We start from the raw sequence: 26,892 nt of genomic DNA, 5'->3' as shown, positions 1-26,892 counted from the left end.
GCCGGAACCGAAACTAGAGGAAGAGGCCCGCGCCAGTCTGCGGGGCGGCGTTGAGGCGCGCCAGCCCGGCTTGGTAATTGGCCAGCTGGGCGCTGTAATAGGCCGGAACCGTGCCGCCCGTCTTGCCCGCCTGCGGACCTTCCAGCAGCGCCTTGAGAGCCGGGTCCATGGTGATCTCGCGATAGGCGCGCTGCACTTTCGACATCGCGTTCTGGATTGCCTCGAAGGCGGATTCCGCGGACTTCTCATCACCCAGCGACATCGAGACCGGCAATTCCAGGGCGAAGAGCGGCGGGCTGTCGGAGGTCTTCTCGTCATCGTCCAGCAGGGAGCCGGTGTTGACGATAGCGCCCGGCTGGATGCCCAGCGACTCCAGCAGGTCGCGGCCGTCGGCCCCGGCAAACAACTCGATCGTCTTGCCTTCGGCCGCCTTGATCCGCAACTGGTCGCCATCGGAGGACCGGCGCACATCCGCCGTACCGTCCAGCACCAGCGCCGCATTGATCTTGAAGGTCAGCGACCGCATCGTGTCATCATTATCGATGGTGATCTTCTTGCGGCGGCCACCATCGACGGACACGTAGAAATGATCGCCCTCGCGCGCCGAGCTGCGGTCGGTCACCACGCGGGTGTCGGAATAGGTCAGCGTGCCTGACGGCAGGCCCAGCGCATCCAGCACCGAGTCGTCCCCCGCCCCGATCGCCAGGCCGGTGGCCTGGGACAGGCCGTTGCGGCCGGACATCTGGTGCGACCAGTCGAGCGCGCCGGTCGCCGCATCGAGCTGCGCCGCAAAAGCATCGCGCTCGCCGTTCAGCGTATCGCCATTGATTCCGCCCAGCGTCTTGCCGGCGATATAGATCTTGCCGTTGAAGACCTCGATATCGGCCGCGCCGTCATCGGAGCCCGAACCGACAAAGGTTGTGTAGTCGACATTGGCACTGGCGCCGTCGGTCAGCTTGACCACAAAGGCGTCGCGCACGCCGCCATTATGGGCACCCACCGGAGCGCTCGGCGCGAAGGCGCCGCCGGCCGCGCCGGTGATGTAGACATTGGCACCATCGACCGCGATGCCGCCGATAGAACCGTCGTCCAGATCGCCCAGCGACTGTTCCCACAGCGCCGGAGCCGCACTGTCGGACGCATCGAACTTGCGCAGCACGGCCGTGCCGCCCTCATTGCTGGCGACCAGGATATTGCCGTCATCGGCCACAGCGATCGCGGAAACGGACTCATCGCCGGCATCGCCGATACGGCGGGTCCACAACGTCTGTCCGTCGGCACCGATCGCGCGCAGATAGCCGTCGCTGACACCGCCCTGGTGGGGCTGGTTTCCGAAGACCGAGGCCGCCTTGCCAGCAACATAGATCGTGCTGTCATCGCCGACCGCAACGGCCGTGCCCTTGTCGTCGCCCGTGCCGCCGAAACGTTGCAGCCATTGCTCGACCCCGGCTGCATTATACTTGGCCACAAAGCTGTCGGAGCCGCCGATATCGGTCGTGGCACCCAGACCGCCCGTCACCTGGCCGGTCACGACGACATTGCCGTCCGCATCGACGGCGACGCTGGCGCCCTCGGCATCGTCAGCTGCGCCGAGCACGCGGCTCCAGACGCGGTTGCCGGCGGAATCATACTTGGCCAGGACGAGATCCTGCTCGCCCTTCAGCGTCTGGCCGTCGGTCGAGTTGGTCGTCTTGCCAACCACGAAAATGCCGCCATCGGCCGCAGCGGCAGTGGCCTGGATCTCGAGCGGATTGTCGACCAGCTTCGTGCGGGTCTCGCCGTCCTCGCCGCCGACAACATCGACCTCGCTCGCAGTCGGGTCGGCAGAAAAACGGGTGGAATAACCGATGGACGGGTCGCCGCTGGCCAGGTCGGTCAGTTTGACGATCTGGCCGCCGGCGGTCTCGTTGATACCGGACACGCCGGCGAAATAGAGCGCAGGCTGGGCAGCGGGGGCGGAGAAGGAAATCTGTTCCGTCGACACACCGCGCACGAGGAAGCCGTGATCATTGCCGGGGATCACGCCGATATCGTTTTCCTCGCCGATCTTGGTGCGTTCGAACCGCGTCACCATGCCGGCGGCTTCCAGCTCGGTATTGATGTGGGCAACGATGTTGTCGAGATTACGCGTCTGGCCGCCCATATCGGCCAGATTGATGGCGACATCGGTCGTCACGCCATTTTTCTTCACCGAGATATTGAACTGCACATCGCCGGTCAGGCTGGGCACTTCAGCATCGTACTCGCCGGTGTGGATGATGCCGGACTTGAACTGTGACACCCCGCGCGACACGGCAACGGCGCTCTCGATCTTGGTCAGCTCCTCGCCCTTGAGCAGCGTCAGTTCCTCAAGGCGCATGTCCTGGAAGTATTCGTCGAGCTGACCCAGGCCGTTCTGGAAAGCCTTCTCCAGGATCATGCGGCGCGCATCAGTGGTGGTCTTGTCCTGCGCTTCCTCGGCGAGCGAGACCAGGCGCTTGAGCCCCTGATGCAGCGAGAACAGGGCCTTGTGATCGTCCGGCGCATCGACGTCGGAAAATTCGCGGCCGGGATCGAGGAAGAAGTCCTGCGTCGCCATCACACGGCGGCGCATTTCCTCCAGCGTCTGCAGCTCGTCGGATTCAAGCTCCCAGGGCGCGGCTACGTCCTCGCCCGCCTGGCTGCTGCCGGCCGCCGACTGGGCAAGCGGCGACGTCCCCACCGTGGCGGCGGTCACCCGTGCCGAATACCAGCTGGTCAGCAGTGACTGGTTGATCCCGACGATTGCCACGATCCGATACCCTTTTTTCCTGGTTGCAGAGTGTCGCTGCAGAACACAAACAAAGTGTTGCCAGACAGCGTAAACAACTTGCTCTCAAACACTTTTTCCGGCGACGGACACCGGTTTTCCGGCCTGCGTGGCGAAAATCTGCTAGAATCGCCGTTCCGGCGGGGCCTAACGCGCCGTTAACCCTGTCGGCGCAGCGTCGGTCATCGAAATCGAATCGCGAGGCCATGCATGTCTGACAGGACTGCGCCCGAGACGCCCCTGGAGAAACTGCTGCCCCAGCGCAGCTTTCTCGAGCCGCGCATGCCGCTGGACGGCAAGACGATCCTGATCACCGGCGGGACGGGCTCCTTCGGGCGCCAGATCACGGCGGCGATCTGTGCGGAATTCAAACCGAAAAAGCTGATCATTTTCTCGCGCGACGAGCTGAAACAGTATGAAATGGCTCAGGATTATTCGCCCAGCGATTATCCCTTCCTGCGCTATTTCATCGGCGATGTGCGCGACGAGTCGCGGCTGGACCAGGCGATGCGCGATGTCGATATCGTCATCCACGCGGCCGCGCTGAAGCATGTGCCGATCGCCGAATACAACCCGTTCGAATGCATCAAGACGAATGTCATGGGGGCGGAAAACGTGGTCCGCGCCGCGATCAAGCGCGGCGTCTCGAATGTCTGCGCCCTGTCCACGGACAAGGCGGCGAACCCGATCAATCTCTACGGCGCCTCGAAACTGGCCGCAGATAAAATATTCACCGCGGCCCAGCATATGGGCGGTGATGGCGGACCGGTCTTCTCGGTCGTGCGCTACGGCAATGTCGTCGGCTCGCGCGGCTCGGTCATTCCCTATTTCCGCAAGCTGCTGAAAGACGGTGCCCGCGAACTGCCGATCACGGATCCGCGCATGACGCGCTTCTGGATCACGCTGGAGCAGGGTGTGAACTTTGTCATGTCCAGCCTGGCGATGGCGCGCGGCGGTGAAGTCTTCGTGCCGAAAATCCCCTCGATGAGCACGGCCGATCTGGCCCGCGCCATGGCGCCGGACCTGCCCCATCGCATCATCGGCATCCGGCCCGGCGAGAAGCTGCACGAGATCATGATCCCCGAGGACGACTCGCGCACCACGGTGGAGCTCGAGGACCGCTATGCCATCCTGCCCGCCCACAGCGCCAAGCTGATGGCCCGTTATCTGGCCACCGGCGCGCATCTTGTGCCGGACGGTTTCAGCTATGCCTCGAACACCAATCCGGAACAGCTGGACGGCAAGGCCCTGCGGCGCCTGATCGGACAGGCCGAAGCGGCCTAGCCAGACCGGGTCGTTCAGGCACCGGTCATTCGGGACTGCACAACCGCTTTTTGTGGTAATATCCCCAATCAATCATTGGGGGAAAACATGAAGCACATCCTGATCGCCGGCCTCGCCGGTCTGTTCCTGTCGAATGCGGCTTTGGCCGATCACCACGAAAGCGCGGAGATGACCGAAGCCGAAACCGTGGCGCACGGTATCTACACCGCTTTTGCCGCTGGCGATGTTCCGGCATTTGCCGGTTATCTCCACCCCGAAGTCGTCTGGAACGAAGCGGAAAACTACATCTACGCCGACAATAATCCCTATGTCGGCCCGGACGCCGTGCTGGAAGGCGTTATCGGCCGGACCGTGGCTGAGTGGGACGGCTTTACAGCGACACCGGAACGCATGATTTCCAATGGCAACGAGATTGCCGTCATGGGCCGGTATACCGGGACCAACCGTGAAACCGGCGAATACATGGACCTGCAATTCGTCCATGTCATGACCGTCGAAGACGGCCAGGTGACCAGCTTCCAGCAATACACGGACACGCTGCAGGCCTATAACGCGGCGACGCCGGGAGACTAGCGCTCCAGCACGTCACGGAGAGCATCCACGACCCGCTGCGGATCGTCATCCGCCATGCCCACAAAGAGCGGCAGTGACAGCGTGCGCTCGTAGTAATGGCGCGCGCCGGGCAGCTCCTGCCGGCCATAACGGTCCTGGTAGTAGGGCTGCTCATTGACCGGGATGTAGTGGACCTGGGTGCCGATACCATGCTCGCGCAGCGCCTCCATCACGGCGCTGCGCGAGTGCCCGGCGGCCTCGAAATCGATCCGCACCGGATAGAGATGGAGACACGGATTGCAGGCGCGCGTGCGCGCCAGCGGCCGCACCGTATCCGGCAGGTCCTGCAGCGCCGTATCATAGGCCCTTGCGAGTGCCTGGCGCCGTTCGATGAAGGCCGGCAGGCGTTTCAGCTGGGAATGCGCCAGCGCCGCATGGATATCGCTCAGCCGGTAATTCCAGCCCAGCGCGTGCATTTCGTGCCACCAGGGCTCGCCCTCCTGGCGCCGGTGACGCGCCGCATCGCGTTCGATCCCGTGGCTGCGCAGCCGGCGAAGCCGCGCAGCGACCGCGTCGTCATTTGTCGTCACCGCCCCGCCCTCGCCGGCCGCGATCGTCTTGACCGGATGGAAGGAGAAAGTGGTCGCCGCCGAATAGCGGCCATTGCCCACCGGTTCGCCCTGATAGAAAGAGCCGGCCGCGTGGCTGGCATCCTCGATCAGAACAGCACCGGCCAGCGCCGCCGCACGGGCCAGCTCATCCAGCGCGCCGCACTGCCCGGCCAGATGCACCGGCAGCACGGCCCGGGCCGTTCCGTCGGCCCGCCCCAGTGCCGCGTCCAGCGTTTCCGGCGTCATCAACCCGGTATCCGGATCGACATCGGCGAAGGCCACTTCCGCGCCGCAATAGCGTGCGGCATTGGCCGTCGCCATGAAGGTGATCGCCGGTACGACACAGGTATCGCCCTCTTTCACGCCCAGCGCGGCCAGCGCCAGATGCAGCGCCGCCGTACCGTTCGAGCAGGCCACGGAATGCCGTGCACCGACAGCTTCGGCAAAGGCCGCATCGAAGGCATCGACGGCCGGCCCTGTTGTCAGCCAGTCGCCGCGAAGCACCTCGGCAACGGCTTCGATATCGCTTTCATCAATGGCCTGGCGGCCATAGGGCAGGAAGGATGCGGACATCGGAGGGCCTCCTTGAAGCCGCGATCATGAAATGAGTCGCCCAAACGGAAACGGCCTCCGGAAGTCCGGAGGCCGCGCCGTGGTGGTGGAGTGTGTCGCCAGAGCCGGTTAGCCCTGGAAGAGGCTGAGAATGGTCTGCGGCTGCGAGTTGGCGATCGACAGGGCCTGGACACCCAGTTGCTGTTTCACCTGCAAGGCCTGCAGCCGCGCGCTTTCCCGGGCAAGATCCGCATCGACCAGATTGCCGACACCCTCGGTCAGGCTGTCGCGCAGCTTGTCAACAAAGCCGGAATGGGCTTCCAGCTTCTTGACGTCAGAGCCGAGATTGGCGAGCGCCTGGTTGACGTTTTCCAGGCTGGTCTTGATCGCGGTTACAGCGGCCGTCGCCAGGGTGACCGTGCTCAGGCTGGCGGTCGCGGCAAGCGTTATAACCGTGCCGCCGACACTCAGGTCCTGGGACTTCAACGTCACCGTGCGGGCGGCATCGGCATCGGCCAGGAACTCAATGCCGCTGGTCACCGATCCGTTGAGGATGTTGGCACCATCGAACTCGGCGTTCTGGATGATCACCTGCACCTGGTCGAGCAAGGCCTTGAAGTCAGCGTCATAAGCTTGGCGGGAGAAGGCATCGAGCGAGGGGTCCATCGCCGCCGTTGCCTTTTCGCGCATCTCGACCAGCAGGTCCGAGATCGACTCGCCAGCCGCCAAGGCCACGTCACCAATAGTCGAGGCACGATCAAGACCGTTCTGCACCGCTTCCAGTGCGCCGATATCGGAGCGCATGCCCTGGGCCACGGCGTAGATCGCCGAATTGTCCTTGGCGCCCGAGATTTTCAGACCCGTATTGATGCGGTTCTGGACGTCCTGCATCTCGAAGGAGGTCTTGTTCAGATTCTGCAGGGCGATCATGGCCCCGGTATTGGTGTGGACGCTCATCGTCATGCGACATTCTCCCGCGTATCCAGTTCGCCACCTTCAGCGGCGGTTCGAACACACAAGCGCAAATGCCGTGCCGGTTATGGTTAAACCGGCAAAGCGATAAAAATCAGCAGGTTAGAGATTTCCCTGCTGCGCGGCAGATTTGAGGTTTGCGGAATTTGCCCAGCAAGGTCGGCCAAACCGGTCAGTTTTTGCCGGGTTGCCGACCTGCGTGGTCAGGCTCAGGCGAGACGGTCGATCAGACCGGCCTGGCGGGTGCGGAGGTATTCGAGAAGGTCGCCATGCTTTTCCGGCGGCCAGCGGCGGACGGTCTCACCGGTGTCCTGGTCGACCATCAGATAGATATAGTCGCCGTCGGTCTCGTCCTGGAGAATTTTCAGGCGCGAATTGCTCAGCGCGGATTCCACCATGCGCGCGATGTCCTCGGCGCGCTGCTCCTGGCCGATGCCGGCCTCGGACAGCTTGCCGGCTTGCTCAAGCGGTTCGACCCGCCGCACGCCTTCGCGTGGACGGTCAGCGCCTAAATCCCTGCTTTCGGTGTAGCCGGACACCGGAACAGTTCTCGGATTGAACCCCGTTTCTGCCATTGTCCTGATCGTCGACGCGGAGGCGCCGACGCCTCCTATCCCCTCACGTCAACCGCGGACGAGGATGGCGGAGCGCTGCTCCGCCATCCCAGATCCCGCGATTAACGGAAGTAGCCCAGGATCGTGCTGGGCGCCGAATTGGCGATCGACAGCGCCTGCACACCCAGCTGCTGCTTGACTTGCAGAGACTGAAGGCGGGCACTTTCTTTTGCCAGGTCCGCGTCGACCAGGTTGCCGATACCCTTTTCCAGGGCGTCAGACAGCTTGCCAACGAAGCCCTTGTGAACTTCCAGAGACTTCGAAGCCGTGCCGAGCTTGGCCAGCGAAGCGTTCAGGTTGTCCAGCGAGGTTTCGATGGTGGTGACCATCGTCGAAGCGTCGCCAGCCGAAGCGAAGGATGCCGTAGCAGCCACCGTCACGGTACCGCCGCCGAGCGTCAGGTTGGCGTCGGAGATGGTGATCGTGTTGGAGCCGTCAGCATTGGCCAGGGCCGAGATCGAGGTCATGGAACCGTTGATCAGGTTCGCACCGTTGAATTCGGCATTCGACGTGATGGTGGCGATCTGGTCACGCAGAGCCTTGAAGTCTTCGTTCAGGGCGGTGCGCGATGCCGTGTCGAGCGAGGTGTCGGAAGCGGCCAGGGCCTTTTCCTTCATCTCGACCAGAAGGTCGGAGATGGCTTCACCGGCGGCGAGGGCCACGTCGGTCGTCGACTGGGCGAGGTCCAGCGAGTTACGGACAGCGGAATAGCCGTTGACGTCCGAACGCATTTTCTGGGCGATCGCGTAGATACCGCCATTGTCCTTGGCGGAGGAAATCGCCAGACCGGTGTTGATGCGGCTCTGGACGGTTTCCAGGTCGCGGTTGGTCTGGTTCAGGTTCTGCAGCGCAACCATGGCGCCGGCATTGGTGTTGATAGTAGCCATTTCTTGGCCCTCTCCATTCTTGTGATGTAACGAGCGTTTTGCTCGCCAGGTCTTCTGACCCATCAACGAAGAGAGCAAAGCCGGTGCCAGTTTTCCCTTGCTATATCTGGTTAATACGGCCGCCCCTGATTCGGTTGGGGCTTTTCACCCGGCAAGGCCTGCCGCGGTAACCATTCACTGGGAAGAAATTGCCGGGCAAACCGGCAAAAATGACCGGCAAATTTTGCCGATCGGCAAGAATTTATGCTTAAAAAAGAGTTAATTCCGGAATTCAGGCACGCTGAAGCGCCAGCGCCGGCGATGCAGAAAAAAGTCGGGACCGCCAAAAGGCGGTCCCGACGGGCGAACTTAGCCGAAGAACGACAGAATGGTCTGCGGTGCCTGATTGGCGATCGAGAGCGCCTGGACACCCAGCTGCTGCTTGACCTGCAGCGACTGGAGCCGGGCGCTTTCCTTCGCCAGGTCCGCGTCGACCAGATTGCCAATGCCCTTTTCCAGCGAGTCGGACAGCTTGGACGTGAAGGTCTTGTGGACCTCCAGCGACTTCGACGCCGTACCGAGTTTCGCCAGCGAGGCATTCAGGTTGTCGAGCGAGGTCTCGATGGTTGAAACCATCGTGGACGCGTCACCCGCCGTAGCAAAGGAGGCCGTGGCCGCCACCGTCACGATACCGCCGCCGAGCGTCAGGTTCGCATCGGAGACTGTGATGGTGTTGGAGCCATCGGCATTGGCCAGAGCCGAGATCGAGGTGACGGACCCGTTGATCAGATTCGTACCGTTGAACTCGGCATTGCTGGTGATGGTCGTGATCTGGTCCCGCAGGGCCTTGAAATCTTCATTCAGGGCTGTGCGCGAGGCCGAGTCGAGCGACGCATCGGCTGCAGCAAGAGCCTTTTCCTTCATTTCGACGAGCAGGTCCGAAATCGCCTCACCGGCAGCCAGGCCCACATCGGTCACGGAAATCGCCAGATCGAGCGAATTGCTCACCGCGCCGTAGCCGGCGACCTGCGAGCGCATGCGCTGGGCGATGGCGTAGATGCCGCCATTGTCCTTCGCACTTGCGACCTCAAGGCCGGTATTGATGCGGTTCTGGACCATTCCCAATTCCGAGTTCGTCTTGTTCAGGTTCTGCAGGGCGATCATCGCCCCAGCGTTGGTGTTGACAGAAAGTGCCATTGTGTCAGTCCTCCATTCTGGAAGTATCCAAACCGAATTTTTCGGCCGTGGACGTTTTGTCCTGCGCACGACTTCGCAAGCGGCGTGCCGCGCAGGCCTGACAAATCACTTCGAAATTTCAGTGGGTTGAAAAAGAGAAAGGGCGCCTCCTCACCGGAGACGCCCTTTCCTGCCTGTCGTTTTTTGCCGGGGCGGCAATTCCTACCCGACGGCTTGCCCTGCAGCGCCGGCGCTGGCCTGGGGCATCAGCCCCTGCATCACCGTGCGATTGATATCGACCAGGTCGTCGATCGCGTCCGGATTGCGCAGCGCGACGCTCGCATGCTTGGACACGAAGATGGAGAGCGAGATGATCGCGGCGCGCAGGCTCTCCGGCAGCTTGTTGTCCTGGCTGGCGCAGTCGATCGCCAGATTGCTCCAGACGCGGCGGTTCCAGTCGAGCGCCTCGACCCGGCCCTTCACGTCTTCCTTGGGAAGTGTCTTGGACGCCATCAGCGCCCGCGTGACCTGGGCGAACAACCGGTACTCTGTTGCGCGCGGGTCCTCGCTGCGCTGGCTTGCCTGCTGGTAAGCTTGAAGGGACATCAGGCCAGTCTCTCGGCTTCGTAGGTCATCAGTTTGCGGCAGCCCATCAGGGCCTTGTAATGCTCGCCCGCCATGACATCGCGGCTGACCGATACACAGATCGACAGCACGCCCGGATCCGACACGACACCCATGAACTCGTTCATGCGCAGCACGAACTCGTCATAAAGGGAGTCATCCTTCCTGTCGGACAGGTACATCATCATGATGGGGAAATAGATGCGGCGGACCGGCGTCGTGACGTCGCCTTCCTGGAGGATGTCCTTTTCGCGCAGGACGGCGGCCTTGTTCTTGAGCACAAGATTGGCGCGCCGGTCACCGTTTTCGATGACGGCCCCATTGAGGACAAACTTCTCGCCGGGTTTGAGCGAGATCTTCAGGGGCATGAGCAAACTCCGTTGCGCAGGACGGCGGTCACAGCCGAGCTGGCGGCAGGTTGGCAAGTCCGGGTGAAGAAATCGTTTCCGCCTTGAAAGCCTGCCGCGCCCGTATCGTTAGCAACTTCTTAAAGCGAATCCCGGCCCTGATGCGAGGAAAATAAGGACAGGTTTGTTGATCATGGCCCACGCACCCGCGCTGGATCTGGATGCGGAACTCGCCGCAGACGCTGAAGTCGAGAAGAATGAGGCGCGCGATGCCGCTCCGCTCGACGCGACGCCGTTGCAGCTCGACAAGACCGCCCTGCGCATTCCGGAGAACCGCCGGCGCGACTATCAAAAAGTCGTCGCCCAGGCCAAGCGGGCCCTGAAACTCTCCGCCGAAAACCAGCATTCCGAAGCGGCGCGCATCGCCTACAAGGCTGTCACGCTCGCCCCCGACCTCGCCCTGACCAATCACGTCATGGGGCTGATGCTCTACCGGCTGGGCCGTCTGTCGCGCTCGCTCGATTTCTTCGAGGCCGCCTGGAAGCTCGACCCGCAGGATGCGGAAATCTACCAGAAGCTCGGCCTGGTCGCCTGGAAGCTGGACATGCTGCCGGCGGCGGAAAAATTCTACCGCCTGGAGTGCCAGCTCGCGCCGGGCAATCCCCATGCCGTCATCAACCTGGCGGGTGTGCTGCGTGACCAGGGCAAGTTCGAGGAAGCGATCGAACTCCTGCGCACCGCGATCTATGCGCACCAGGAAAACTACGAGCTGTGGAACTCGATGGGCACGGTGCTCAACGATGCCGGCCGGCCGCTTGAGTCCGTCACCTTCTATGAGGAAGCGCTGCGCCTGAACCCGGGCTATGGCCGTTCCCACAACAATATGGCGAACGTCTACGAACTGCTTGGCGAGCCGGAAAAATCGCTGCCCCACTATGAAATGGCGCTGAAGGATCCGGCCGACGAGATGGAAGAGGCCTCAATGCGCCACTCCCGCTCCATGGTTCTGCTGGCCTGCGGCAAGCTGAAGGAGGGCTGGGCCGCCAATGCCGCGCGCCTCGACCCGCACCGCGCCCAGGCAACGCTCTTCACCATTGATGCGCCCATGTGGGACGGGGCCGACCCGGCGCAGATCCGCGGCAAGACCCTGGTGCTTGTCGGCGAACAGGGTCTGGGCGACGAAGTCCTGTTCATGAATACGGTGAAGGACCTGATCGAGGCGATCGGCCCGGACGGCGAGCTGCGCATCGCCTGCGAATACCGCCTGATGCCGATCGTCAAACGCTCCTTCCCGCAGGCTGTTGTCGGCCCCCACATGTCGGCCACCGTAGAAGGCCGCGAAGTGCGGGCCGTGCCCAAGATCGGCGATGGTGCCGATTTCTGGACCCCGATGGCGACGCCGCTGCGCGCCTTCCGCAACAGGATCGAGGACTTCCCGTCCGCACCCGGCTTCCTGAAGGCCGATCCGGCCCACCAGGCCGCCTTCCGCAAACAGCTCGACAGTTTCGGCGAAGGCCTCAAGGTCGGCATTCTCTGGAAGTCGCTGAAAATGGATCCGCGCCGCTCGCGCTTCTTCTCGGCCTTCGATGCCTGGGAAGGCGTGCTGCGTGTACCGGGCGTACAATTCGTGAACCTGCAATACGGCGAAGTCGAGGAAGAACTCGAACTGGCCGGCAAGCGTTTCGGCATCACCATCCACCAGCCGCGCGACATCGATCTGAAGATGGACCTCGACAAGGTGGCCGCCCTGTCGAGCGTCTGCGACCTGGTGATCGCGCCGATGAACGCCACCTCGAACCTCGCCGCGGCCTGCGGCGGCAAGGTGTGGTTTGTCCATGCCCGCTCCAGCGCCTGGACCCTGCTCGGCACCGGCCAGCAGCACTGGTATCCCCAGAGCCGCTCCTTCTTCGGCACCGGCTTCCAGGACTGGGAGAACACGATGCGCAAGGTCGAACAGGCCCTTGCCGGAGAGGCAGGAGCCCGCAGATGACCCCGCCCCTCCCCGGCCGCATCGCAATTCGCGCCGATGGTGGCGGGGAGATCGGCCTGGGGCATGTCATGCGCTGCAGCGCGCTGGCCGGAGCCTTCAACGCGCTGGGCCAGCGCCCGCTCTTCATCACCGCCACACCGGAATACCTGCCGGCCGGGCTCGACGCCGTCGCCGATATCCGCTGCCTGGACGGCAATGAGACCGGGGCCAGCCTCACCGGCTATCTCGCCAGTGCGGGCACCGCACTGCTCGTCGGTGACTGGCAACAGGTCGATGCAGCCCTCGTCGCTGCCGTACGGGCCTCGGGCATTCTCACCATTCTGGTCGGCGGCCGCACCGATGGCGCCACGCCCGACCTTCTGATCCGCCAAACCCTCGTCGCAAGCCCGTCCGAGCCGGCCATCCCCGTGCTCGACGGCCCCGAAGTCCTGCTTCTGCGCGCCGATTATGCCGGCCTGCCACCGCGCGAGATTGCCGCCAAGGCGCAGTGCATCCTGGTCAGCCTGGGGGGCACCGGCACACCGCTTCTCGACATGATCGAACAGGTGCTCGACCGCCTGTCGATCGCGCACGGCCTGCAGGTGGAAATCCGCCGCCCCGCCGCCCGGCCCGGCATGCCGCCGCGTCTGCTGCCAGCGCTGGAGAAAGCCGATATCGGCATTCTCGCCGGCGGCACCACGCTGCACGAGGCAGCCGCCACCGGCCTTCCGGTGATCTGTGTGCCGATTGCCGGAAATCAGGCAGAGCGCGCCGCCCAGGTCGAGCCGCTGGGCCTGGGCCTCACCATCGCGCCGGGCGAGGCGTTCGACGAACGCCTGTCGGCCGCGCTGGAGGCGCTGATCCCCGATGCCGGGCGCCGCAGCGCCATGGCGCAATCCGGACAGGCGCTGGTCGACGGGCGCGGTGCGGAACGGGTGGCGCGCCAGCTGATCGAGCTCGTCCTGCCGGCCGGCGCGGCAACGCAGTGATTTCTTAAGACCGGCCGGGTGCTCCTGTGCCCGGTTCCACCCCTGATTCGACCGTCCTGACCCAGCCCATCAAAGAGCCCCGCGTGACCGATCCGAGCGACAATCAGACCGACAAACCCCGCGAAGTGTGGCCGAACTTCCTGGTGATCGGCGCGCCGAAATCCGGCACGACCTCGCTCTATCACTATCTCAGCCAGCACCCGGACATCTTCCTGTCCAGGGTCCGCAAGGAAGGCCGTTTCTTCTCCGGCGTCGGCGACGGTTCGGTCTACTGGCCCGCCTTCTACCATTTCGACACGGCGCCGACGGTCGAGGCCTACCAGGCCCTGTTCGCCGACTATGACGGCGCGGCGCGCATCGGCGACGTCTCGCCGGATTATTACGCCTACGCGCCCATCGCGGCACCGCGGGTGATGCGCTATTGCGGCCCCGCCACGAAAATTATCGCCATCCTGCGCAACCCGGTCGACCGGGCCTATTCCCACTATCTCCAGAATGTCCGGCGCGATGCGGAATTCCTCTCCTTCGCGAAGACGCTGGAGGTCGAGCCGCAGCGCGTGGCCGACAATTGGGGCTTCCAGTGGCTCTACACCGAAACCGGCCGCTATGCCGGCCGCCTGCGCCATTATGCTGACCGCTTCGATACGCTGATCCTGCTGCAGGACGAACTCGACCGCGATGGTGAGGCCGTCATGAAACGCATCTTCCGCTTTCTGGAACTCGACCCGGTGCCGGTGGCGATGGAGAAGCGCTACAATACCGGCGGCATCCCCGCCTCGAAAATTCCGATCCTCGACGGCCTCTGCGACGGCCGCGCGAGCACGCCTTTCGAAACCCTGCATGCCGAACTCGTTGCGCCGGTCAGCGGCATTTCGGGCGCGACCTCGGCCGATGGCGTCTACCCGCCGATCCAGCAGGACAAGGTGACCGTACCGCCCATGGATCCGGCGATCCGCGCAATGCTGGAAGATCGTTTCGAACCGGAGATCGCCGCCCTGGAAGACCTGATCGGCCGGGATATCCCGGACTGGCGGCGCCCATGAGGCTTTCCGAACTCTCCACCGGCGTGCTGGTCACCGGGGTCGGCGCACCGCCGGGCCTGGGCACGCTGCGCTCGCTGCGCCAGGCCGATGCGGATCTCAAACTCGTCGCCGCCGACATCAACCCGCTCGCCGGCGGACTCTATGAGCCCGGCGCCGGACGCTGCGTCCTCCCCTCGGCCGGCAATCGCGAGGCCTATCTGCACGCGGTTCGCGAATTGTGCACCGCCGAGGGCCTGGACACGATCATCCCCGGCTCCGAGGCGGAAGCGGCTGCCCTCGCTCCCGTCGCCCGTCAGTGGGAGGCCGAAGGCCTGCGCGTGCCCGTGCCCGATCCGGACGTGCTCGAATTCGGCATCGACAAGGGCAAACTGCTGGCCCGCGCTGCCGAAGCCGGCCTGCCCTGCCCTGTCACCCTGCAGCCGGAAAGCCTGGCCGATCTGGACGCCTGGACCGGCGGTTTTCCCTGCGTGGTCAAGCCGCGCTGCTCGCGCGGCGCCCGCGGCGTCTCCTATCCGCAGGACATGGAGGAACTGCGCCGGATCTGGACCGATACCGCTGAGGAACACGGGGCCTGCGTGGTCCAGACCTATATTCCCGGCGGCGCCGACACGGTCTACACGATCGGCTCGCTGTGGGATCGCGGCGAACTGGTCGTGTCCACCCTGCACCGAAAGCTTCAGACCAACCCGCCCACGGGCGGCGTGGCTGTCGCGGGCGAAACCGTGGTCGACGAGGCCCTGCGCGATGCCGGCCTCGCCGTGCTGCGCGCCAGCGGACCTTGGCACGGGCTCGCCGCCGTCGAGGTGAAACGCCCGGCGCCGGGCGAGCCGGCCTTCCTGCTGGAAATCAATCCGCGCATGTGGGGCTTCGGCTATCTGATGACCCTGGCCGGGCTGAACGTGCCGGCCCTGCTCGTGCGCATGCTGGCCGGCCGGGAACACCTGGCAGGCCATATCCCGTCAACCTTTCCGCCCTACGCTCCCGCGCGTATGGTTCGAACCTGGCAGGACATTGCGCTCCCGCCGCTCCAGGAGGGTGATACGTGACCCGTACCGTCGCCGTCATTCAGGCCCGCACCGGCTCCAACCGGCTGCCGGGCAAAGTCCTCGAACCGATCGAGGGCGAAACCTCGCTGCTCGCCTATCAGTGCCGCCGACTGCGCCATATTCCCGGCATTGACGAGCTGGTGATCGCCACCACGGAAAACCCGGACGATGACGCCCTGGTCGCGCTGGGCGAGGCGGAAGGCCTGCGCGTCTTCCGCGGTTCCGAGCATGATGTGCTCAGCCGCTTCCTCAAAGTCGCCGACGCCACACTGGCCACCACGCTGGTGCGCATCACCTCCGACAGCCCCTTCCGCGATCCGGCGGTGATCGGGGCCTGTGTCGCCGGGCATCGTGCCCACGGCGCGGAATACACCCGCCCGGCCGATGGACATCTGCCCAAAGGGCTGCGCGCCGAAGTGGTCGAAACCGCCGTGCTGCGCCAGATCGCGGCCGATCCGGCGACCACCGAGCGCGACCGCGAACACGTCACCCTGCGCATCCGGGAAAACCGCGAGGCCTACCGCATCCACACCGTCACCTTCCCCGACGCGCTTCATCATCCGGAAATCGACCTGTCGGTCGATACGCCCGCCGATCTGGTCAGCGCCCGCGCGGTCCTGGCCGAACTCAACGCCCGCAACTGGCCCGTCGACACGGTGCATATCTGCCGCCTGATGGACGAGAAACGCGGTCCGAACGCCAGCCTGGAAAGCCTCGCTTCGTAATGCCCCATATCGATATCATCGCGGAAATCGGCTCCAATCACGGCGGCGATCTGGATACGGCGAAACGCTATATCGAGGCCGCCGCCCGCGCCGGCGCCGATGTCGCCAAATTCCAGAGCCTCACCCGCGACGGGCTGATCGCCCGCTTCGTGCGCGATCCGCAAAGCGGCGAGATCGTCGCCAATCCCAAGCATGCCGCCTTTTCCAATGCCGGCCTGCCGGACGACTGGCATGCCCCGCTGAAAGCCTGCTGCGAGGACAATGGCATCGAATTCATGTCGACCCCCTTCTCGCTGGAGGCCGTCGATCTGATGGAGGGGATCGGGGTCAAGCGCTACAAGGTCGCCTCGGGCGATCTCACCTTTGTCCCGCTGCTGGACAAGCTCGGCCGCACCGGCAAACCCGTCATCCTGTCGACCGGCGCCGCCTATCTCGACGAGGTCGAGGAGGCCGTCGCCACGCTCAAGCATGCCGGCTGTCACGACATCACCGTGCTGCATTGCGCCGCCAGCTATCCGCCCAGCTGGAACGACATGAACCTCACCGCCATCACCACGCTGAAAACCGCGCTGGGCCGTCCGGTCGGCCTGTCCGATCACTCACCCGGACACACCGCCCCCATCGCCGCCGCCGCGCTGGGCGCCACGGTGATCGAGAAACACGTCACCTTCGACCGCTCGCTCGACGGGCCCGATCATCCCTTCGCGATGGAATTCGACGAACTCGCCGCCATGATCGCCGATCTGCGCATCCTGGAAGCCGCCCTCGGCGATGGCGTAAAAAAGCCCGCCCCCAGCGAAATCAACCGCCGCCGCAACCTCCGCCGCGGCCGCTACGGCGCCGACGGCAAACCGGACGCCCAGGGTGATGTCTGGCTGCGCCCCCAATGGGAGCCGGACGAGCGGGCGGGGAAGTAAAACCTCATACTGTCATCCCGGCCGGATGGCCCGCACAGGCGGGTCGCAGGGCCGGGACCTATACGCGCCGCTGCTGACCGAAAGCAGGCTCGCTGTTCGCGCCAACCGGACGAAGACCGGGATTATGGGTCCCGGACTTGCGCCCGGCCTGCGCCGGGCATCCATCCGGGATGACAAGGAAGGCGAGGATCAACGCCCCCTACTTCGTGCGGATCGCGTCGATCTTTGAGGCAGACACACCCTCGACCATGGTGCGGTTGATCATGGGGTGGTTTTCGTCCTGGGGGCCGAAATCGCTGTCCGGGTGATAGGCGATGACGCGCATCTCGCTGCCGGTCGTGCGGAATTTGTGGTGGCCTTCATAGGGGATGCGGAACATCACGCCGGGCTTGAGCGGGATGATGCCTTCCGGCGTCTCGCACTCGCCCTCGCCGGAGAACACCACGCCGATCCGGTCGGACGGGTGGGTGTGCGAGGTCTGGTCGATGCCCGGCGGGAAGTAGAGAAGATTGAGGCAGGGATCGCCCATTTTCACCGGCGCGATCAGCAGGCTGTCGGTGCAGCCATCGATGTATTTCAAACGCCCCTGGGGCTCGACCGGACCGCCGACCATGAAGAAGGCCTGGTGGTGCTCGCGCGCCATCACGATGCCCTGGCCGCCTTTGACCGAGAGCACGTTATTGGCAGAGAAATACATGCCGGTGCCCAGCGTGAAAGTGCCGGACGCTGTCGTCAGCTCGGCCGGGCCCTGCTGGACGAAGCCGAAGAAGGCCGTGTCCGTCGCATCGAGCGCCAGCGCCTCACCGTCCCAGGCATAGAGCGTGGTCGGGAAATTGGGGTCGCAGTCGGCGACCTTGCCGGTCGTCCACTCGAAGGCGAAGAAATTCTGGGCCCTGGCCATCCCGTCAGCCATCGCTGCACCTCGTCGGTTCGGCACCCCGAATCACCTGGCGCCACATCAAGAATTACCGGCAGGGTCGGGTGTGTCGGTGAACAAATCCTTTCGCGCACGCTAGCGCACAGGCGGTGTTGCACCAGCGGGCAGATAGTCGCGGACAATGGCTGCAGGACGGCGGATATCCGGGCGCGCCGGATCGGCATGCACGGCATTGATCGCCACCAGGTCCGGCGCCTTGCGGCAAAGCTCTGAAAGCGCGCAAAAATCCAGCTCCGCCGCCGCCTCGCCTGCCCGTTCGAACACGGCCCGGCAGAAGGCCAGATCGGCCGGATAGTCCAGCGTCCAGCGCCAGTTCGCGGCCTCCCCGCCGGGCCCTTCCAGACATGCGCGTTTCAGGCCCGGCCGGTTGCGGATCCAGGCCGTCACATGTTCACGCTCGGCCGGATCGCTCGCCTCGGCATCGGCCCGCTCGAGCCAGGCCGTGGAGACGATCTCGCAGTCCAGCCCGCGCGGAAACCCGGGCAGCAGCGTGTTGTTGGCATAATCCACCCCGCTCTCGCGATAGAGCGCGACCAGCTGATCGACCATGTCCGGATCGATGAAGGGGCAGTCGCTGGTGATCCGAACCACCTCGTCCGCATCGACCATTTTCGCGGCCCCCAGATAGCGCGCCAGCACGTCCTGTTCGGACCCGCGGAACACCGCTACCCCGGCGCGCCGCGCCACATCGGCGACAGGATCGTCCGCCTCGCCTTCGGGAATGGCGCAGATCACATGATCGGCAGCCGCGATACGCCGGCAACGATCGAGCACCCGGTCAAGCACGCACTTGTCGCCCAGCGGCTCGAGCACCTTGCGCGGCAGCCGGGACGAGCCGGCACGGGCCTGGACGATGACGGCGAGCGTCATGGCTTATCCTCCATCTGGGCGACCCAATCTTCGCGCCTGCACCTAACGGCGCATTAACTCGTCCGCCCCCATTCTGCACCATGGTATTATCGGGCCTATCATGACACGCCATGCCCCCCGCATCCTGTTTCGTGCCGACGCCTCGCCCAGCCTGGGCGGCGGACACGTGATGCGTTGCCTGGCCCTGGCGCGCGCCTTGTGTCACCCGATGTCGCACGAATGGGGCACCAATGTTGCCTTTGCGTGTTGCGAAGGGACGCTGGATGCAGCACCTGCGCTGGCCCGTGCGAACCTGCCCGTGACCACCGCACGAAGCGAGGCCGACTTCGATTTTCCGGCCGACTGGAACGGCCGCGCCGACGCGATTTTCGTCGATCTCTACACCTCGAGCCAGGCCGATGAGACCCGCATGCGCGACCGCGCCGGCCTCATCGCCGTGATCGAGGACTTGCCCGAACGCACACATGATTGCGACCTTCTGGTCGACCCCATGCCCGGCGGCAGCCCGTTCGACTATGCCGGACGTGTTCCTGGCGACTGCAACATCATGGCCGGCGGCGCCTTTGCCCTGGTGCGCAGCGAATTCGCCGACCAGCGCCAGCGCGCCCTCGACCGCCACGTCAAACCGGGCCCAGTCCGGCGCGTTCTGGTCTCGATGGGCCTGACCGATCTGGGCGGCATTTCCGAACCGGTTGCCCGGCTCGTTCTGGACACGCTGCCCGAGGCATCCGTCGAAGTGATCCTGGGACCCCGCGCGCCCAGCCGGGCGGCACTGGAAGCCCTGTGCCGCACCGAGCCGCGCCTGACGGTACAGATCGATATCGACGACATGGCCCGGCGCATGGCGCAGGCCGATCTCGCCATTGGCGCCGGCGGTGGCACCGCGCTGGAGCGCTGCGTCGTCGGCCTGCCCAGTATCGCCGTCGTGCTGGCCGGAAACCAGCAGGAGATGACCGGTCTTCTGGATACCGATGGCGCCCTGGCGGCCATCGCCAGTCCGGAACACGTGCTCGCCGAACTGCCCGGTCTGATCCGCCGACTGGAACGCCCGGCCGCGCGCGCCCGCATGGCCGAACGCGCCGCCGCCGTGTGTGACGGGCGCGGCGCGCAGCGGGTTGCCCAGGCCCTGGTCGAACGGATCGAACGCCAGCGGGAGGCCGGCCATGAACCCGTTTGATCCACTGCCGGAAAAGCCCGTCCTCACCGACGGCGCCGTCACCCTTCGCCCCGCCACGATGACCGATATGTGGCCGGTCCATGGCTGGCGGAACGGACCGCATGTCCGCCGCAACATGTATACCGACCATCCGATCGAGCCCTGGGAACACCAGACCTGGTACCGTATTGCCCTGGGCGATCCGGAGCGGGAAATCCGCATCATCCAGTGCGACGGCAAGGATATCGGCGTCGTGATCCTGTCCGAGATCGATCCGCGCCACCGCTCGGCCAGCTGGGCCTTCTATATCGGCGAAGCGGATCTCACCGGACGTGGTGTCGGCAGCGCGGTGGAACGCCTGATCATCGATCATGCCTTCACCACGCTCGGCCTGGAGACGCTGCGCTGCGAGGTGCTGGAGTTCAACGCGCCGGTGCTCGGCCTGCATCGCAAGTTCGGGTTTGAGGAAACAGACCGGATCGAAAACCGCGTCCGCCGCGACGGCCAGCCGATCGCCGCGATCTGTCTGGAACTGCATCGTGCCCGCTGGGCCGGTGATGGCCGGCAGCAAGCAATGAGCTGAGCCGATGAAACCCACCTCCTTCGACATCGCCGGACGCCTGGTCGGCCCCGACCATCCGCCGCTCGTCATCGCCGAAGTCTCGGCCAATCATCTCGGCCGGATCGACCGCGCGCTTGAAACGATAGAGGCGGCCGCCGCCTGCGGCGCACATGCCATCAAGATCCAGACCTATACCGCCGACACGATCACGATCGATCATGACGGTCCCGGTTTCCGGATCGAGGAGGGTCTGTGGAAGGGCCGCACCCTGCACCAACTCTACCGTGAGGCGGAGACGCCGTTTGAATGGCATGAGGCCCTGTTTGCCCGTGCCGCCGAACTGGGCGTGCCGATCTTCTCCACCCCGTTCGATCACACTGCCGTCGACCTGCTCGAAAGCCTCGACGCGCCGGCCTACAAGATCGCCAGTTTCGAGGTCACAGATCTGCCGCTGATCGCCCGCGTGGCGCAGACGGGCAAACCGATCATCCTGTCGACGGGCATGGCGAACCTGGCCGAGATCCACGATGCGGTCCGCACCGCGCGCGAGCATGGCAATACCGGCCTGGCACTGCTGCACTGCCTGTCCTCCTATCCCGCGCCGATCGAAGAAGCCGATCTGCGCACCGTGCCGCATCTGGGCGAGAGCTTCAGCGCGATCCCGGGCCTCAGCGACCACACACCCGGCACTGCGTGCGCCGTCGCGGCCGTCGCCCTAGGTGCCCGGGTGATCGAGAAACACTTCACCCTGTCGCGCGCCGATGGCGGCCCCGACAGCGCTTTCTCGCTGGAGCCGGACGAGATGAGGCGCCTGGTCGAGGATTGCACCGCCGCCTTCCAGGCCCTCGGCCGCGTGCGCTACGACCTGGCCGGCTGCGAGCGTGGCTCGGTCACCTACCGCCGCTCGCTCTATGTGGTGAAGGATATCGGGGTCGGCGAGCCCCTGACACCGGACCATGTGCGCTCGATCCGCCCCGGTCACGGGCTGGCGCCGAAATGGTATGGCGAGGTGATCGGCCGGCCGGCCACACGCGCCTTGAAACGCGGCGAACCGCTGGCCATGGACATGCTCGACTGGAACCGATCTGCATCCCGTTCACAATAATCGGTATGGCGGGACTACACGGCGGCGCCCAGACGCGCTAAGTCGGCAGTCATGCGTTTCGAAGGTACAGATCAATACGTCGCTGACGACGAACTGAGCGCTGCGGTCAACGCTGCAGTGGCTCTCGAGCGTCCGCTGCTCGTCAAGGGCGAGCCGGGCACGGGCAAGACCGAGCTGGCCAAACAGGTCGCGCGCGCCATGGGCATGCCGCTGATCGAATGGCACATCAAGTCGACCACCAAGGCCCGCCAGGGCCTCTATGAGTACGACGCCGTCGCCCGCCTGCGCGACAGCCAGCTGGGCGATGACCGCGTCCACGACATCAACAACTACATCCGCCGCGGCAAGCTGTGGGAAGCCTTCACGGCGCCGGAGCGCTCGGTGCTGCTGATCGACGAGATCGACAAGGCCGATATCGAGTTTCCCAACGACCTCCTGCAGGAACTCGACAAGATGGAGTTCCATGTCTACGAGACCGGCGAGACGGTGAAGGCGGAGACCCGCCCCGTCGTGATCATCACCTCGAACAATGAGAAGGAATTGCCGGACGCCTTCCTGCGCCGCTGCTTCTTCCACTTCATCGCCTTCCCCGACGAGGAGACGATGAAGAAGATCGTCGAGGTCCACTTCCCCGGCCTGAAGGGCCGTCTGCTCGCCGATGCGCTGAAACTCTTCTACGACATCCGCGACGTGCCGGGCGTGAAGAAGAAGCCGTCGACCTCGGAATTGCTGGACTGGCTCAAACTCCTCCTCGTCGAGGATGTCGACCCGGCCGTGCTCACCGAACGCGATCCGCGCAAGCTGATCCCGCCGCTCCATGGCGCGCTCCTGAAGAATGAGCAGGACGTCATGCTGTTCGAAAAGCTCGCCTTCATGGCCCGCCGCGGCCCGGGTGGCGCCGGCGGCCCCGGCGGCGGCCCGCGCGGTCCGGGGGCGGCGTAGGGCTGTCTCACGGAACATTCCCCCCTCGCGCGCGTTGCTTGCATATCCATCAACACGCGCGAGGAGGTTTCCATGACCGACATTTTCGACCGGATCAAACAGGACCATGACAAGGCCCGTGACCTGATCGGCCAGATCGAGGACACGACCGACCGCGCGGCCAAGACGCGCCAGGAATTGTTCGACAAATTCAAGCTGGAACTGTGGACGCACAACAAGGTCGAGGAAGCCACCTTCTACGCCAAGCTGGAGCAGAAGGGCGACGAGGCCGAGAGCCTCGAGGCCAAGAATGAGCACCACATGATCAACTCGCTGATCGAGGAGCTCGACACCATGCCCAAGGACAATGTCGAGTGGGGCCAGAAATTCCACTCCCTCGCCGAGCTGCTTGAGCATCACATGGAAGAAGAGGAAGAAGAGTTCTTCACGCTTGCCCGCAAGGACCTCTCCGACAAGGAAGCCGAGGAGCTCGGCCAGCGCTTCGACAGCCGCAAGAAAGTCGTCAAACCGGCCCTGACCCCCGTGGACTGATCCGCCGGCCGTGGCCTGTCACCGAATTAACTGGCCCCGCCTCCCCGTGCATGCTCGGATCGCGCGTGCATGCGGAGGCGGGAGACAGGCATGACCGGAACAATATTGACGCGGGCCATCCCGGTCCTTCCCTCGTTGAAAGTGGCGGACAGCCTGACCTTCTTCAAACAGTTGGGCTTTGCCGCCTGGGCCTGGGAAGATCCGCCCAGCTATGGCGGTGTCACACGCGATGGCGCCGAGCTGCACTTCTTCACGACCGATCGCAAGGAGGTCTGCGAGTGGACCTCCTGCCGGGTCGATGTTGATGACATCACCGGCATCCACGAGCAGGCACTCGCCGCCGGATGCCTCCATCCCAATGGCCGTCTTGAGGACAAGCCTTGGGGCTATCGCGAATTCGCCATTCTCGATCCGTTCGGCGTTCTGGTGACGTTCGGCCAGAACCTTACCCCCTAGTTCCGCCCATGATCCGGCCGGCACGCGACTGCATCAAAATCGGAAACTGTTTCTGTTTCTGATTGTGCGAATGCGAGGAATGTGGAAGCCTGCTCTGCTAGAGGCGGCCGGAAACAGGCCGTAGAGCGGGAGAGCAGGATGAAAACGATACAGTTTCTTGTCGCCGGTATGGCGGCCTTGGCGCTGGGCGCCTGTGGTCAGGGCGGACATGAGGCGCGTGACCTCAGCGAAGCCAACAGCGAATACCAGACCGTGTTGCTGGAGCAGCTTATTGATGCCCAGCCCGGCGATGTCATCGAAATCCCTGCCGGCGTCTACCGGTTTGACCGTTCGCTCAGCCTCAATGTTGACGGTGTCACCATCCGCGGAGCCGGCATGGACGAAACCATCCTGAACTTTCAGGATCAGGTCGCCGGCGCCGAAGGGCTCATCGTCACCGCTGACGATTTTACACTCGAGAACCTGGCGATCGAAGACACGATCGGCGACGGGCTGAAGGTGAATGGCGGCGAAAACATCATCATCCGGGGCGTGCGGGTGGAATGGACCAGCGGCTATTCCACCGATAATGGCGCCTACGGCATCTATCCGGTTCAGACCACCAATGTGCTGGTTGAGGATACCGTCGCGATCGGCGCATCAGACGCCGGGATCTATGTCGGCCAGTCCCGCAATGTGATCGTGCGCAACAGCCGCGCCGAATACAATGTGGCAGGCATCGAGATCGAGAACTGCATCGGCGCAGACGTCTACGGCAATGTCGCCACCAACAATACCGGCGGCATTCTCGTCTTCAACATGCCGAACCTGCCGCAACCGGGTTATCATACCCGTGTCTATGACAATGATGTCTACGCCAACAACACCGAGAATTTCGGGCATGCCGGCACGCCGGTTGCGAGCGTCCCGGCTGGTTCCGGCATCGTCATCAATTCCAACGACCAGGTCGAGATCTTCAACAACCGGCTCGCGGACAACGACACCGCGAACATCATCATTTCGAGCCTGTATTCGACCGGTTATTCGAACTCCTCCGCCCAATCCGACTTCGACCCCTATCCGGAAACGATCTGGATCCACGACAACACTTATGAAGGCGGTGGCACCTCGCCGGACGGGATGGAGCTGACGGCACTCAAGATCGCCATGTTCGGCCTGAACGGTGCGCTGCCGGATGTCCTGTTCGACGGCTATATCGACGCTGCGAAGTTTGTTGATGGCGCGCTGCCGGAAACCCTGCGCATCTGTATTTCAGACGATGTCGATCTGCTGAATGCGGACGGTCCGAACGATTACGCATCCCCGCGGGTCGATACAGACGCCTATCGGTGTTCGCTGGAGGGGCTGGCGCCCGTCGAGCTCGCTTTCGCGGACTAGGAGGAGGTCCCGGTGCCCGGATTTATCCGTCTTGCAGTCCTTGTCCTGATTGGCATTGCCGGTTGCAGCGCACCGCCGCCGGCGCCGCAATATCACGCGCAGGACAATCCTCGCCTGTTGTCTGAATGGGGGCAGGTTGCCATCACCGGCGGCACTCTTCGTGTTGGCGATGATGTGGTTGTGTATGACCTCAACACGCCCCTGTTCACCGACTACGCCCAGAAGCTGCGCACAATCTGGATGCCGGACGGGCAGGCTGCAAACTACCGGGAGAACGACACGCTCGACTTCCCGGTGGGCACCGTGATTACCAAAACCTTCTTTTACACACGCGCCGGCGGTGAAGGCGCTGTTTCACCCGGCGACGGACACACGCCGCTTACCGCTGACGGGCATTTGGACCTGTCCCAGGTGGAGCTTGTCGAAACACGCATTCTCGTTCATCGCGATGCGGGCTGGGTCGCGCTGCCCTATCGCTGGAATGAAAACCAGAGTGATGCCGTCCTTCACCGGGTCGGCGATGTCATTCCGTTGCGTCTCATCGGCTCCGATGGCGGCGAGCAGCCCTTCAATTATATCATGCCGGACGTGAACCAGTGCGCCAGCTGCCATGCTCCGGACTCAAACACCCGGGAAATTGCCCCGATCGGCCCCAAACCCCGCCACCTCAACCGGGATTTTGCCTATTCGGACGGCACGGGGAACCAGCTGGAACACCTCGCTTCCACGGGCTATCTGACCGGCTTTCCCGGCGCGGAGAACGCACCGCGCAATGCCGACTGGCAGGATCTCACGGCACCGCTGGAGATGCGCGCGCGCGCATATCTGGACGCCAACTGTTCCCACTGCCACAGCCCTGTGGGACCGGCCGATACCTCGGGCCTGAATCTGGAGCCGGACATTGCTCACGGCCCGGCGCTGGGTGTCTGCAAACTGCCCATCGCTGCAGGTGCCGGAACCGGAAACCGGCGTTTCGACATTGTTCCCGGACAGCCGGATGAATCCATCCTTCTGTACCGTCTCGACAATGTGGAGCCTGATGAGATGATGCCGGAGCTGGGCCGCTCGACCATTCATACCGAAGGTGTTGAGCTTATCCGCGCCTGGATCGACAGCCTGCCGGGCGGATGTGGCTGATCAGTCCAGATAGTGCTCAAGGTAGCGCTGAAGCGCCATGAGCGCTTCGGAGAAATACCCCTCGGCGTCATCAGGACGATCACGGGTCTCGAAAATCAGGATCTCTGCCGCGCAATAGATCTCAACCGTCATTCGCGCCACGCGATCAGGATCACCTCCGTGAAATCCGTCCTTGCCAGCCCGCCAGCGCGTTGCCAGCACGTCTGCAAGACGCAGATTCCAAGCCTCACGAACCGCCCGCAATTCATGCGTGGTGAGGGTCAACCGGAAGACCGCCCCGTAGGAGGGATTGTCGACAACGAGCTGTCGCAAGCCGAAGATCATGCCCGACAGGCTCTCGCGCCAGTCCTGCTGGTCAGCATCATTGAGTATCGCGTCGACAATGCGGTCGGTTTCCGACTTGAACTCTTCCAGGATCGTGCGGTGGATCGAGTAGATGTTGGGAAAATAGCGATAGACGGAACTGACGGGCACGCCGGCTTCAGCTGCGACCGTCGAGGTCGTTACAGAATCCGCCTCGTCCCCTTCGAGCAGACATTTGGTTGCCGCAACAATCTTGGCGATCCGCTCCAGTGACCGCTTCTGCCGGGGCGCAACGCGTCGTTCCAGATCAACTGCTTCTGTCGGCGCTCGCTCGTTCACACTCTGCCTCGTTGATTTTACATGACAAACTGGCACATCACGCCCCGAAGGCAAGTGTGACCATTTTGCGTCGTATCCCGCCTTATCGTGGTTCCGAACCGA

Annotated in this window: 27 protein-coding genes; 16 read left to right on the top strand and 11 right to left on the bottom strand. The window is 64.0% G+C overall.

Going from position 1 to position 26,892, the window contains the following annotated elements:
* Positions 1–13: 13 nt before the first annotated feature.
* Positions 14–2,770: a hypothetical protein gene (locus tag ACXAJV_RS05765; protein ID WP_475082940.1), complete on the bottom strand. Its 2,757-nt coding sequence runs from the start codon at positions 2,768–2,770 to the stop codon at positions 14–16.
* A gap of 228 nt (positions 2,771–2,998) precedes the next feature.
* Here ACXAJV_RS05765 and pseB point away from each other — a divergent pair, with 228 nt between their 5' ends.
* The gene (gene pseB / locus ACXAJV_RS05760) at positions 2,999–4,072 is read left to right on the top strand and encodes a UDP-N-acetylglucosamine 4,6-dehydratase (inverting) (RefSeq protein ID WP_475082938.1); all 1,074 of its coding nucleotides are present in this window, start codon (positions 2,999–3,001) and stop codon (positions 4,070–4,072) included.
* Between the two features lie 87 nt (positions 4,073–4,159).
* Positions 4,160–4,645 (top strand): nuclear transport factor 2 family protein, encoded by a 486-nt coding sequence (locus tag ACXAJV_RS05755; protein ID WP_475082936.1) that lies wholly within the window; start codon positions 4,160–4,162, stop codon positions 4,643–4,645.
* Here ACXAJV_RS05755 and pseC read toward each other — a convergent pair.
* The 7 genes from pseC to flbT all read right to left on the bottom strand — a co-directional run bounded on the left by pseC (position 4,642) and on the right by flbT (position 10,407).
* Positions 4,642–5,808 carry a UDP-4-amino-4,6-dideoxy-N-acetyl-beta-L-altrosamine transaminase gene (pseC, locus tag ACXAJV_RS05750; protein WP_475082934.1) on the bottom strand — a complete coding sequence of 389 codons (1,167 nt, stop codon included), beginning with the start codon at positions 5,806–5,808 and terminating at the stop codon, positions 4,642–4,644. The two genes, ACXAJV_RS05755 and pseC, sit on opposite strands and share 4 nt — an antisense overlap.
* Before the next feature lie 108 nt (positions 5,809–5,916).
* Positions 5,917–6,750 carry a flagellin gene (locus tag ACXAJV_RS05745; RefSeq protein ID WP_475082931.1) on the bottom strand — a complete coding sequence of 278 codons (834 nt, stop codon included), beginning with the start codon at positions 6,748–6,750 and terminating at the stop codon, positions 5,917–5,919.
* 218 nt (positions 6,751–6,968) lie between these two features.
* Complete coding sequence (locus ACXAJV_RS05740) at positions 6,969–7,298, bottom strand: flagellar protein FlaG (protein WP_475082928.1); 330 nt, start codon at positions 7,296–7,298, stop codon at positions 6,969–6,971.
* A 137-nt stretch (positions 7,299–7,435) separates the two neighbouring features.
* Positions 7,436–8,260 carry a flagellin gene (locus ACXAJV_RS05735; protein ID WP_475082926.1) on the bottom strand — a complete coding sequence of 275 codons (825 nt, stop codon included), beginning with the start codon at positions 8,258–8,260 and terminating at the stop codon, positions 7,436–7,438.
* Between the two features lie 348 nt (positions 8,261–8,608).
* On the bottom strand, positions 8,609–9,436 hold the full coding sequence (locus ACXAJV_RS05730; RefSeq protein ID WP_475082923.1) for a flagellin: 828 nt from the start codon (positions 9,434–9,436) through the stop codon (positions 8,609–8,611).
* A 201-nt stretch (positions 9,437–9,637) separates the two neighbouring features.
* The gene (flaF, locus tag ACXAJV_RS05725) at positions 9,638–10,021 is read right to left on the bottom strand and encodes a flagellar biosynthesis regulator FlaF (protein WP_475082920.1); all 384 of its coding nucleotides are present in this window, start codon (positions 10,019–10,021) and stop codon (positions 9,638–9,640) included.
* Entirely contained in the window at positions 10,021–10,407 is a 387-nt protein-coding gene (gene flbT, locus ACXAJV_RS05720; protein WP_271185882.1) for a flagellar biosynthesis repressor FlbT, read from the bottom strand. The genes flaF and flbT overlap by 1 nt, the downstream gene beginning before the upstream one ends.
* Before the next feature lie 172 nt (positions 10,408–10,579).
* On the opposite strand from flbT, the gene ACXAJV_RS05715 reads away from it, so the two are divergent.
* The 6 genes from ACXAJV_RS05715 (at position 10,580) to ACXAJV_RS05690 (ending at position 17,075) form a co-directional block, all read left to right on the top strand.
* The gene (locus ACXAJV_RS05715) at positions 10,580–12,376 is read left to right on the top strand and encodes a tetratricopeptide repeat protein (protein ID WP_475082917.1); all 1,797 of its coding nucleotides are present in this window, start codon (positions 10,580–10,582) and stop codon (positions 12,374–12,376) included.
* Positions 12,373–13,344: a glycosyltransferase gene (locus ACXAJV_RS05710; RefSeq protein WP_475082915.1), complete on the top strand. Its 972-nt coding sequence runs from the start codon at positions 12,373–12,375 to the stop codon at positions 13,342–13,344. Before ACXAJV_RS05715 ends, ACXAJV_RS05710 begins: the two co-directional genes overlap by 4 nt.
* 83 nt (positions 13,345–13,427) lie before the next feature.
* Positions 13,428–14,387, top strand: coding sequence for a sulfotransferase family protein (locus ACXAJV_RS05705; RefSeq protein WP_475082912.1), 960 nt, complete (start codon positions 13,428–13,430; stop codon positions 14,385–14,387).
* A complete protein-coding gene (locus tag ACXAJV_RS05700) occupies positions 14,384–15,433 on the top strand; it encodes a carboxylate--amine ligase (protein WP_475082910.1) in 1,050 nt (349 codons plus the stop codon). The genes ACXAJV_RS05705 and ACXAJV_RS05700 overlap by 4 nt, the downstream gene beginning before the upstream one ends.
* Entirely contained in the window at positions 15,430–16,158 is a 729-nt protein-coding gene (locus ACXAJV_RS05695) for a cytidylyltransferase domain-containing protein (protein WP_475082908.1), read from the top strand. Before ACXAJV_RS05700 ends, ACXAJV_RS05695 begins: the two co-directional genes overlap by 4 nt.
* Positions 16,158–17,075: an N-acetylneuraminate synthase family protein gene (locus ACXAJV_RS05690; RefSeq protein ID WP_475082906.1), complete on the top strand. Its 918-nt coding sequence runs from the start codon at positions 16,158–16,160 to the stop codon at positions 17,073–17,075. The genes ACXAJV_RS05695 and ACXAJV_RS05690 overlap by 1 nt, the downstream gene beginning before the upstream one ends.
* A 199-nt stretch (positions 17,076–17,274) precedes the next feature.
* Here the strand turns inward: ACXAJV_RS05690 and ACXAJV_RS05685 are convergent, their stop codons facing one another.
* Positions 17,275–17,988 carry a cupin domain-containing protein gene (locus tag ACXAJV_RS05685; protein WP_475082904.1) on the bottom strand — a complete coding sequence of 238 codons (714 nt, stop codon included), beginning with the start codon at positions 17,986–17,988 and terminating at the stop codon, positions 17,275–17,277.
* Between the two features lie 99 nt (positions 17,989–18,087).
* Positions 18,088–18,882 (bottom strand): cytidylyltransferase domain-containing protein, encoded by a 795-nt coding sequence (locus ACXAJV_RS05680; protein ID WP_475082902.1) that lies wholly within the window; start codon positions 18,880–18,882, stop codon positions 18,088–18,090.
* Between the two features lie 100 nt (positions 18,883–18,982).
* Between ACXAJV_RS05680 and pseG the strand changes: the two genes are divergently transcribed.
* From pseG to ACXAJV_RS05640, 8 genes are all read left to right on the top strand, one after another.
* Positions 18,983–20,059 carry a UDP-2,4-diacetamido-2,4,6-trideoxy-beta-L-altropyranose hydrolase gene (gene pseG / locus ACXAJV_RS05675; RefSeq protein ID WP_475082899.1) on the top strand — a complete coding sequence of 359 codons (1,077 nt, stop codon included), beginning with the start codon at positions 18,983–18,985 and terminating at the stop codon, positions 20,057–20,059.
* Positions 20,046–20,621, top strand: coding sequence for a UDP-4-amino-4,6-dideoxy-N-acetyl-beta-L-altrosamine N-acetyltransferase (pseH, locus tag ACXAJV_RS05670; RefSeq protein ID WP_475082897.1), 576 nt, complete (start codon positions 20,046–20,048; stop codon positions 20,619–20,621). Before pseG ends, pseH begins: the two co-directional genes overlap by 14 nt.
* Before the next feature lie 4 nt (positions 20,622–20,625).
* On the top strand, positions 20,626–21,705 hold the full coding sequence (pseI, locus tag ACXAJV_RS05665) for a pseudaminic acid synthase (RefSeq protein ID WP_475082895.1): 1,080 nt from the start codon (positions 20,626–20,628) through the stop codon (positions 21,703–21,705).
* A 51-nt stretch (positions 21,706–21,756) separates the two neighbouring features.
* Positions 21,757–22,647 (top strand): AAA family ATPase, encoded by an 891-nt coding sequence (locus tag ACXAJV_RS05660; RefSeq protein WP_475082893.1) that lies wholly within the window; start codon positions 21,757–21,759, stop codon positions 22,645–22,647.
* A 72-nt stretch (positions 22,648–22,719) separates the two neighbouring features.
* Positions 22,720–23,178 (top strand): hemerythrin domain-containing protein, encoded by a 459-nt coding sequence (locus ACXAJV_RS05655; RefSeq protein WP_475082891.1) that lies wholly within the window; start codon positions 22,720–22,722, stop codon positions 23,176–23,178.
* 90 nt (positions 23,179–23,268) lie between these two features.
* Entirely contained in the window at positions 23,269–23,634 is a 366-nt protein-coding gene (locus ACXAJV_RS05650) for a bleomycin resistance protein (RefSeq protein WP_475082889.1), read from the top strand.
* A 138-nt stretch (positions 23,635–23,772) separates the two neighbouring features.
* Positions 23,773–25,011, top strand: coding sequence for a parallel beta-helix domain-containing protein (locus tag ACXAJV_RS05645; protein ID WP_475082886.1), 1,239 nt, complete (start codon positions 23,773–23,775; stop codon positions 25,009–25,011).
* 12 nt (positions 25,012–25,023) lie between these two features.
* Complete coding sequence (locus tag ACXAJV_RS05640; protein ID WP_475082885.1) at positions 25,024–26,148, top strand: SO2930 family diheme c-type cytochrome; 1,125 nt, start codon at positions 25,024–25,026, stop codon at positions 26,146–26,148.
* Here the strand turns inward: ACXAJV_RS05640 and ACXAJV_RS05635 are convergent, their stop codons facing one another.
* Positions 26,149–26,790, bottom strand: a complete 642-nt coding sequence (locus ACXAJV_RS05635) for a TetR/AcrR family transcriptional regulator (RefSeq protein WP_475082883.1) — start codon at positions 26,788–26,790, stop codon at positions 26,149–26,151.
* Positions 26,791–26,892: the final 102 nt, after the last annotated feature.

This window comes from Maricaulis sp. ABE4_448, from assembly GCF_056160825.1.
The sequence above is the reverse complement of the archived record's forward strand: the minus strand, read 5'-3'. Positions and strand labels throughout refer to the sequence as shown.

Excerpts from the sequence above, each read along its gene's own strand:
- pseB (WP_475082938.1), top strand. The coding sequence starts at position 2,999 with ATGTCTGACAGGACTGCGCCCGAGACGCCCCTGGAGAAACTGCTGCCC.
- ACXAJV_RS05745 (WP_475082931.1), bottom strand. The coding sequence starts at position 6,750 with ATGACGATGAGCGTCCACACCAATACCGGGGCCATGATCGCCCTGCAG.
- pseI (WP_475082895.1), top strand. The coding sequence starts at position 20,626 with ATGAAACCCACCTCCTTCGACATCGCCGGACGCCTGGTCGGCCCCGAC.
- ACXAJV_RS05730 (WP_475082923.1), bottom strand. The coding sequence starts at position 9,436 with ATGGCACTTTCTGTCAACACCAACGCTGGGGCGATGATCGCCCTGCAG.
- ACXAJV_RS05655 (WP_475082891.1), top strand. The coding sequence starts at position 22,720 with ATGACCGACATTTTCGACCGGATCAAACAGGACCATGACAAGGCCCGT.
- ACXAJV_RS05715 (WP_475082917.1), top strand. The coding sequence starts at position 10,580 with ATGGCCCACGCACCCGCGCTGGATCTGGATGCGGAACTCGCCGCAGAC.
- ACXAJV_RS05690 (WP_475082906.1), top strand. The coding sequence starts at position 16,158 with ATGCCCCATATCGATATCATCGCGGAAATCGGCTCCAATCACGGCGGC.
- pseH (WP_475082897.1), top strand. The coding sequence starts at position 20,046 with ATGAACCCGTTTGATCCACTGCCGGAAAAGCCCGTCCTCACCGACGGC.
- flbT (WP_271185882.1), bottom strand. The coding sequence starts at position 10,407 with ATGCCCCTGAAGATCTCGCTCAAACCCGGCGAGAAGTTTGTCCTCAAT.
- ACXAJV_RS05645 (WP_475082886.1), top strand. The coding sequence starts at position 23,773 with ATGAAAACGATACAGTTTCTTGTCGCCGGTATGGCGGCCTTGGCGCTG.
- ACXAJV_RS05710 (WP_475082915.1), top strand. The coding sequence starts at position 12,373 with ATGACCCCGCCCCTCCCCGGCCGCATCGCAATTCGCGCCGATGGTGGC.
- ACXAJV_RS05680 (WP_475082902.1), bottom strand. The coding sequence starts at position 18,882 with ATGACGCTCGCCGTCATCGTCCAGGCCCGTGCCGGCTCGTCCCGGCTG.
- pseG (WP_475082899.1), top strand. The coding sequence starts at position 18,983 with ATGACACGCCATGCCCCCCGCATCCTGTTTCGTGCCGACGCCTCGCCC.
- ACXAJV_RS05755 (WP_475082936.1), top strand. The coding sequence starts at position 4,160 with ATGAAGCACATCCTGATCGCCGGCCTCGCCGGTCTGTTCCTGTCGAAT.
- ACXAJV_RS05660 (WP_475082893.1), top strand. The coding sequence starts at position 21,757 with ATGCGTTTCGAAGGTACAGATCAATACGTCGCTGACGACGAACTGAGC.
- ACXAJV_RS05735 (WP_475082926.1), bottom strand. The coding sequence starts at position 8,260 with ATGGCTACTATCAACACCAATGCCGGCGCCATGGTTGCGCTGCAGAAC.
- ACXAJV_RS05700 (WP_475082910.1), top strand. The coding sequence starts at position 14,384 with ATGAGGCTTTCCGAACTCTCCACCGGCGTGCTGGTCACCGGGGTCGGC.
- pseC (WP_475082934.1), bottom strand. The coding sequence starts at position 5,808 with ATGTCCGCATCCTTCCTGCCCTATGGCCGCCAGGCCATTGATGAAAGC.
- ACXAJV_RS05650 (WP_475082889.1), top strand. The coding sequence starts at position 23,269 with ATGACCGGAACAATATTGACGCGGGCCATCCCGGTCCTTCCCTCGTTG.
- ACXAJV_RS05685 (WP_475082904.1), bottom strand. The coding sequence starts at position 17,988 with ATGGCTGACGGGATGGCCAGGGCCCAGAATTTCTTCGCCTTCGAGTGG.
- flaF (WP_475082920.1), bottom strand. The coding sequence starts at position 10,021 with ATGTCCCTTCAAGCTTACCAGCAGGCAAGCCAGCGCAGCGAGGACCCG.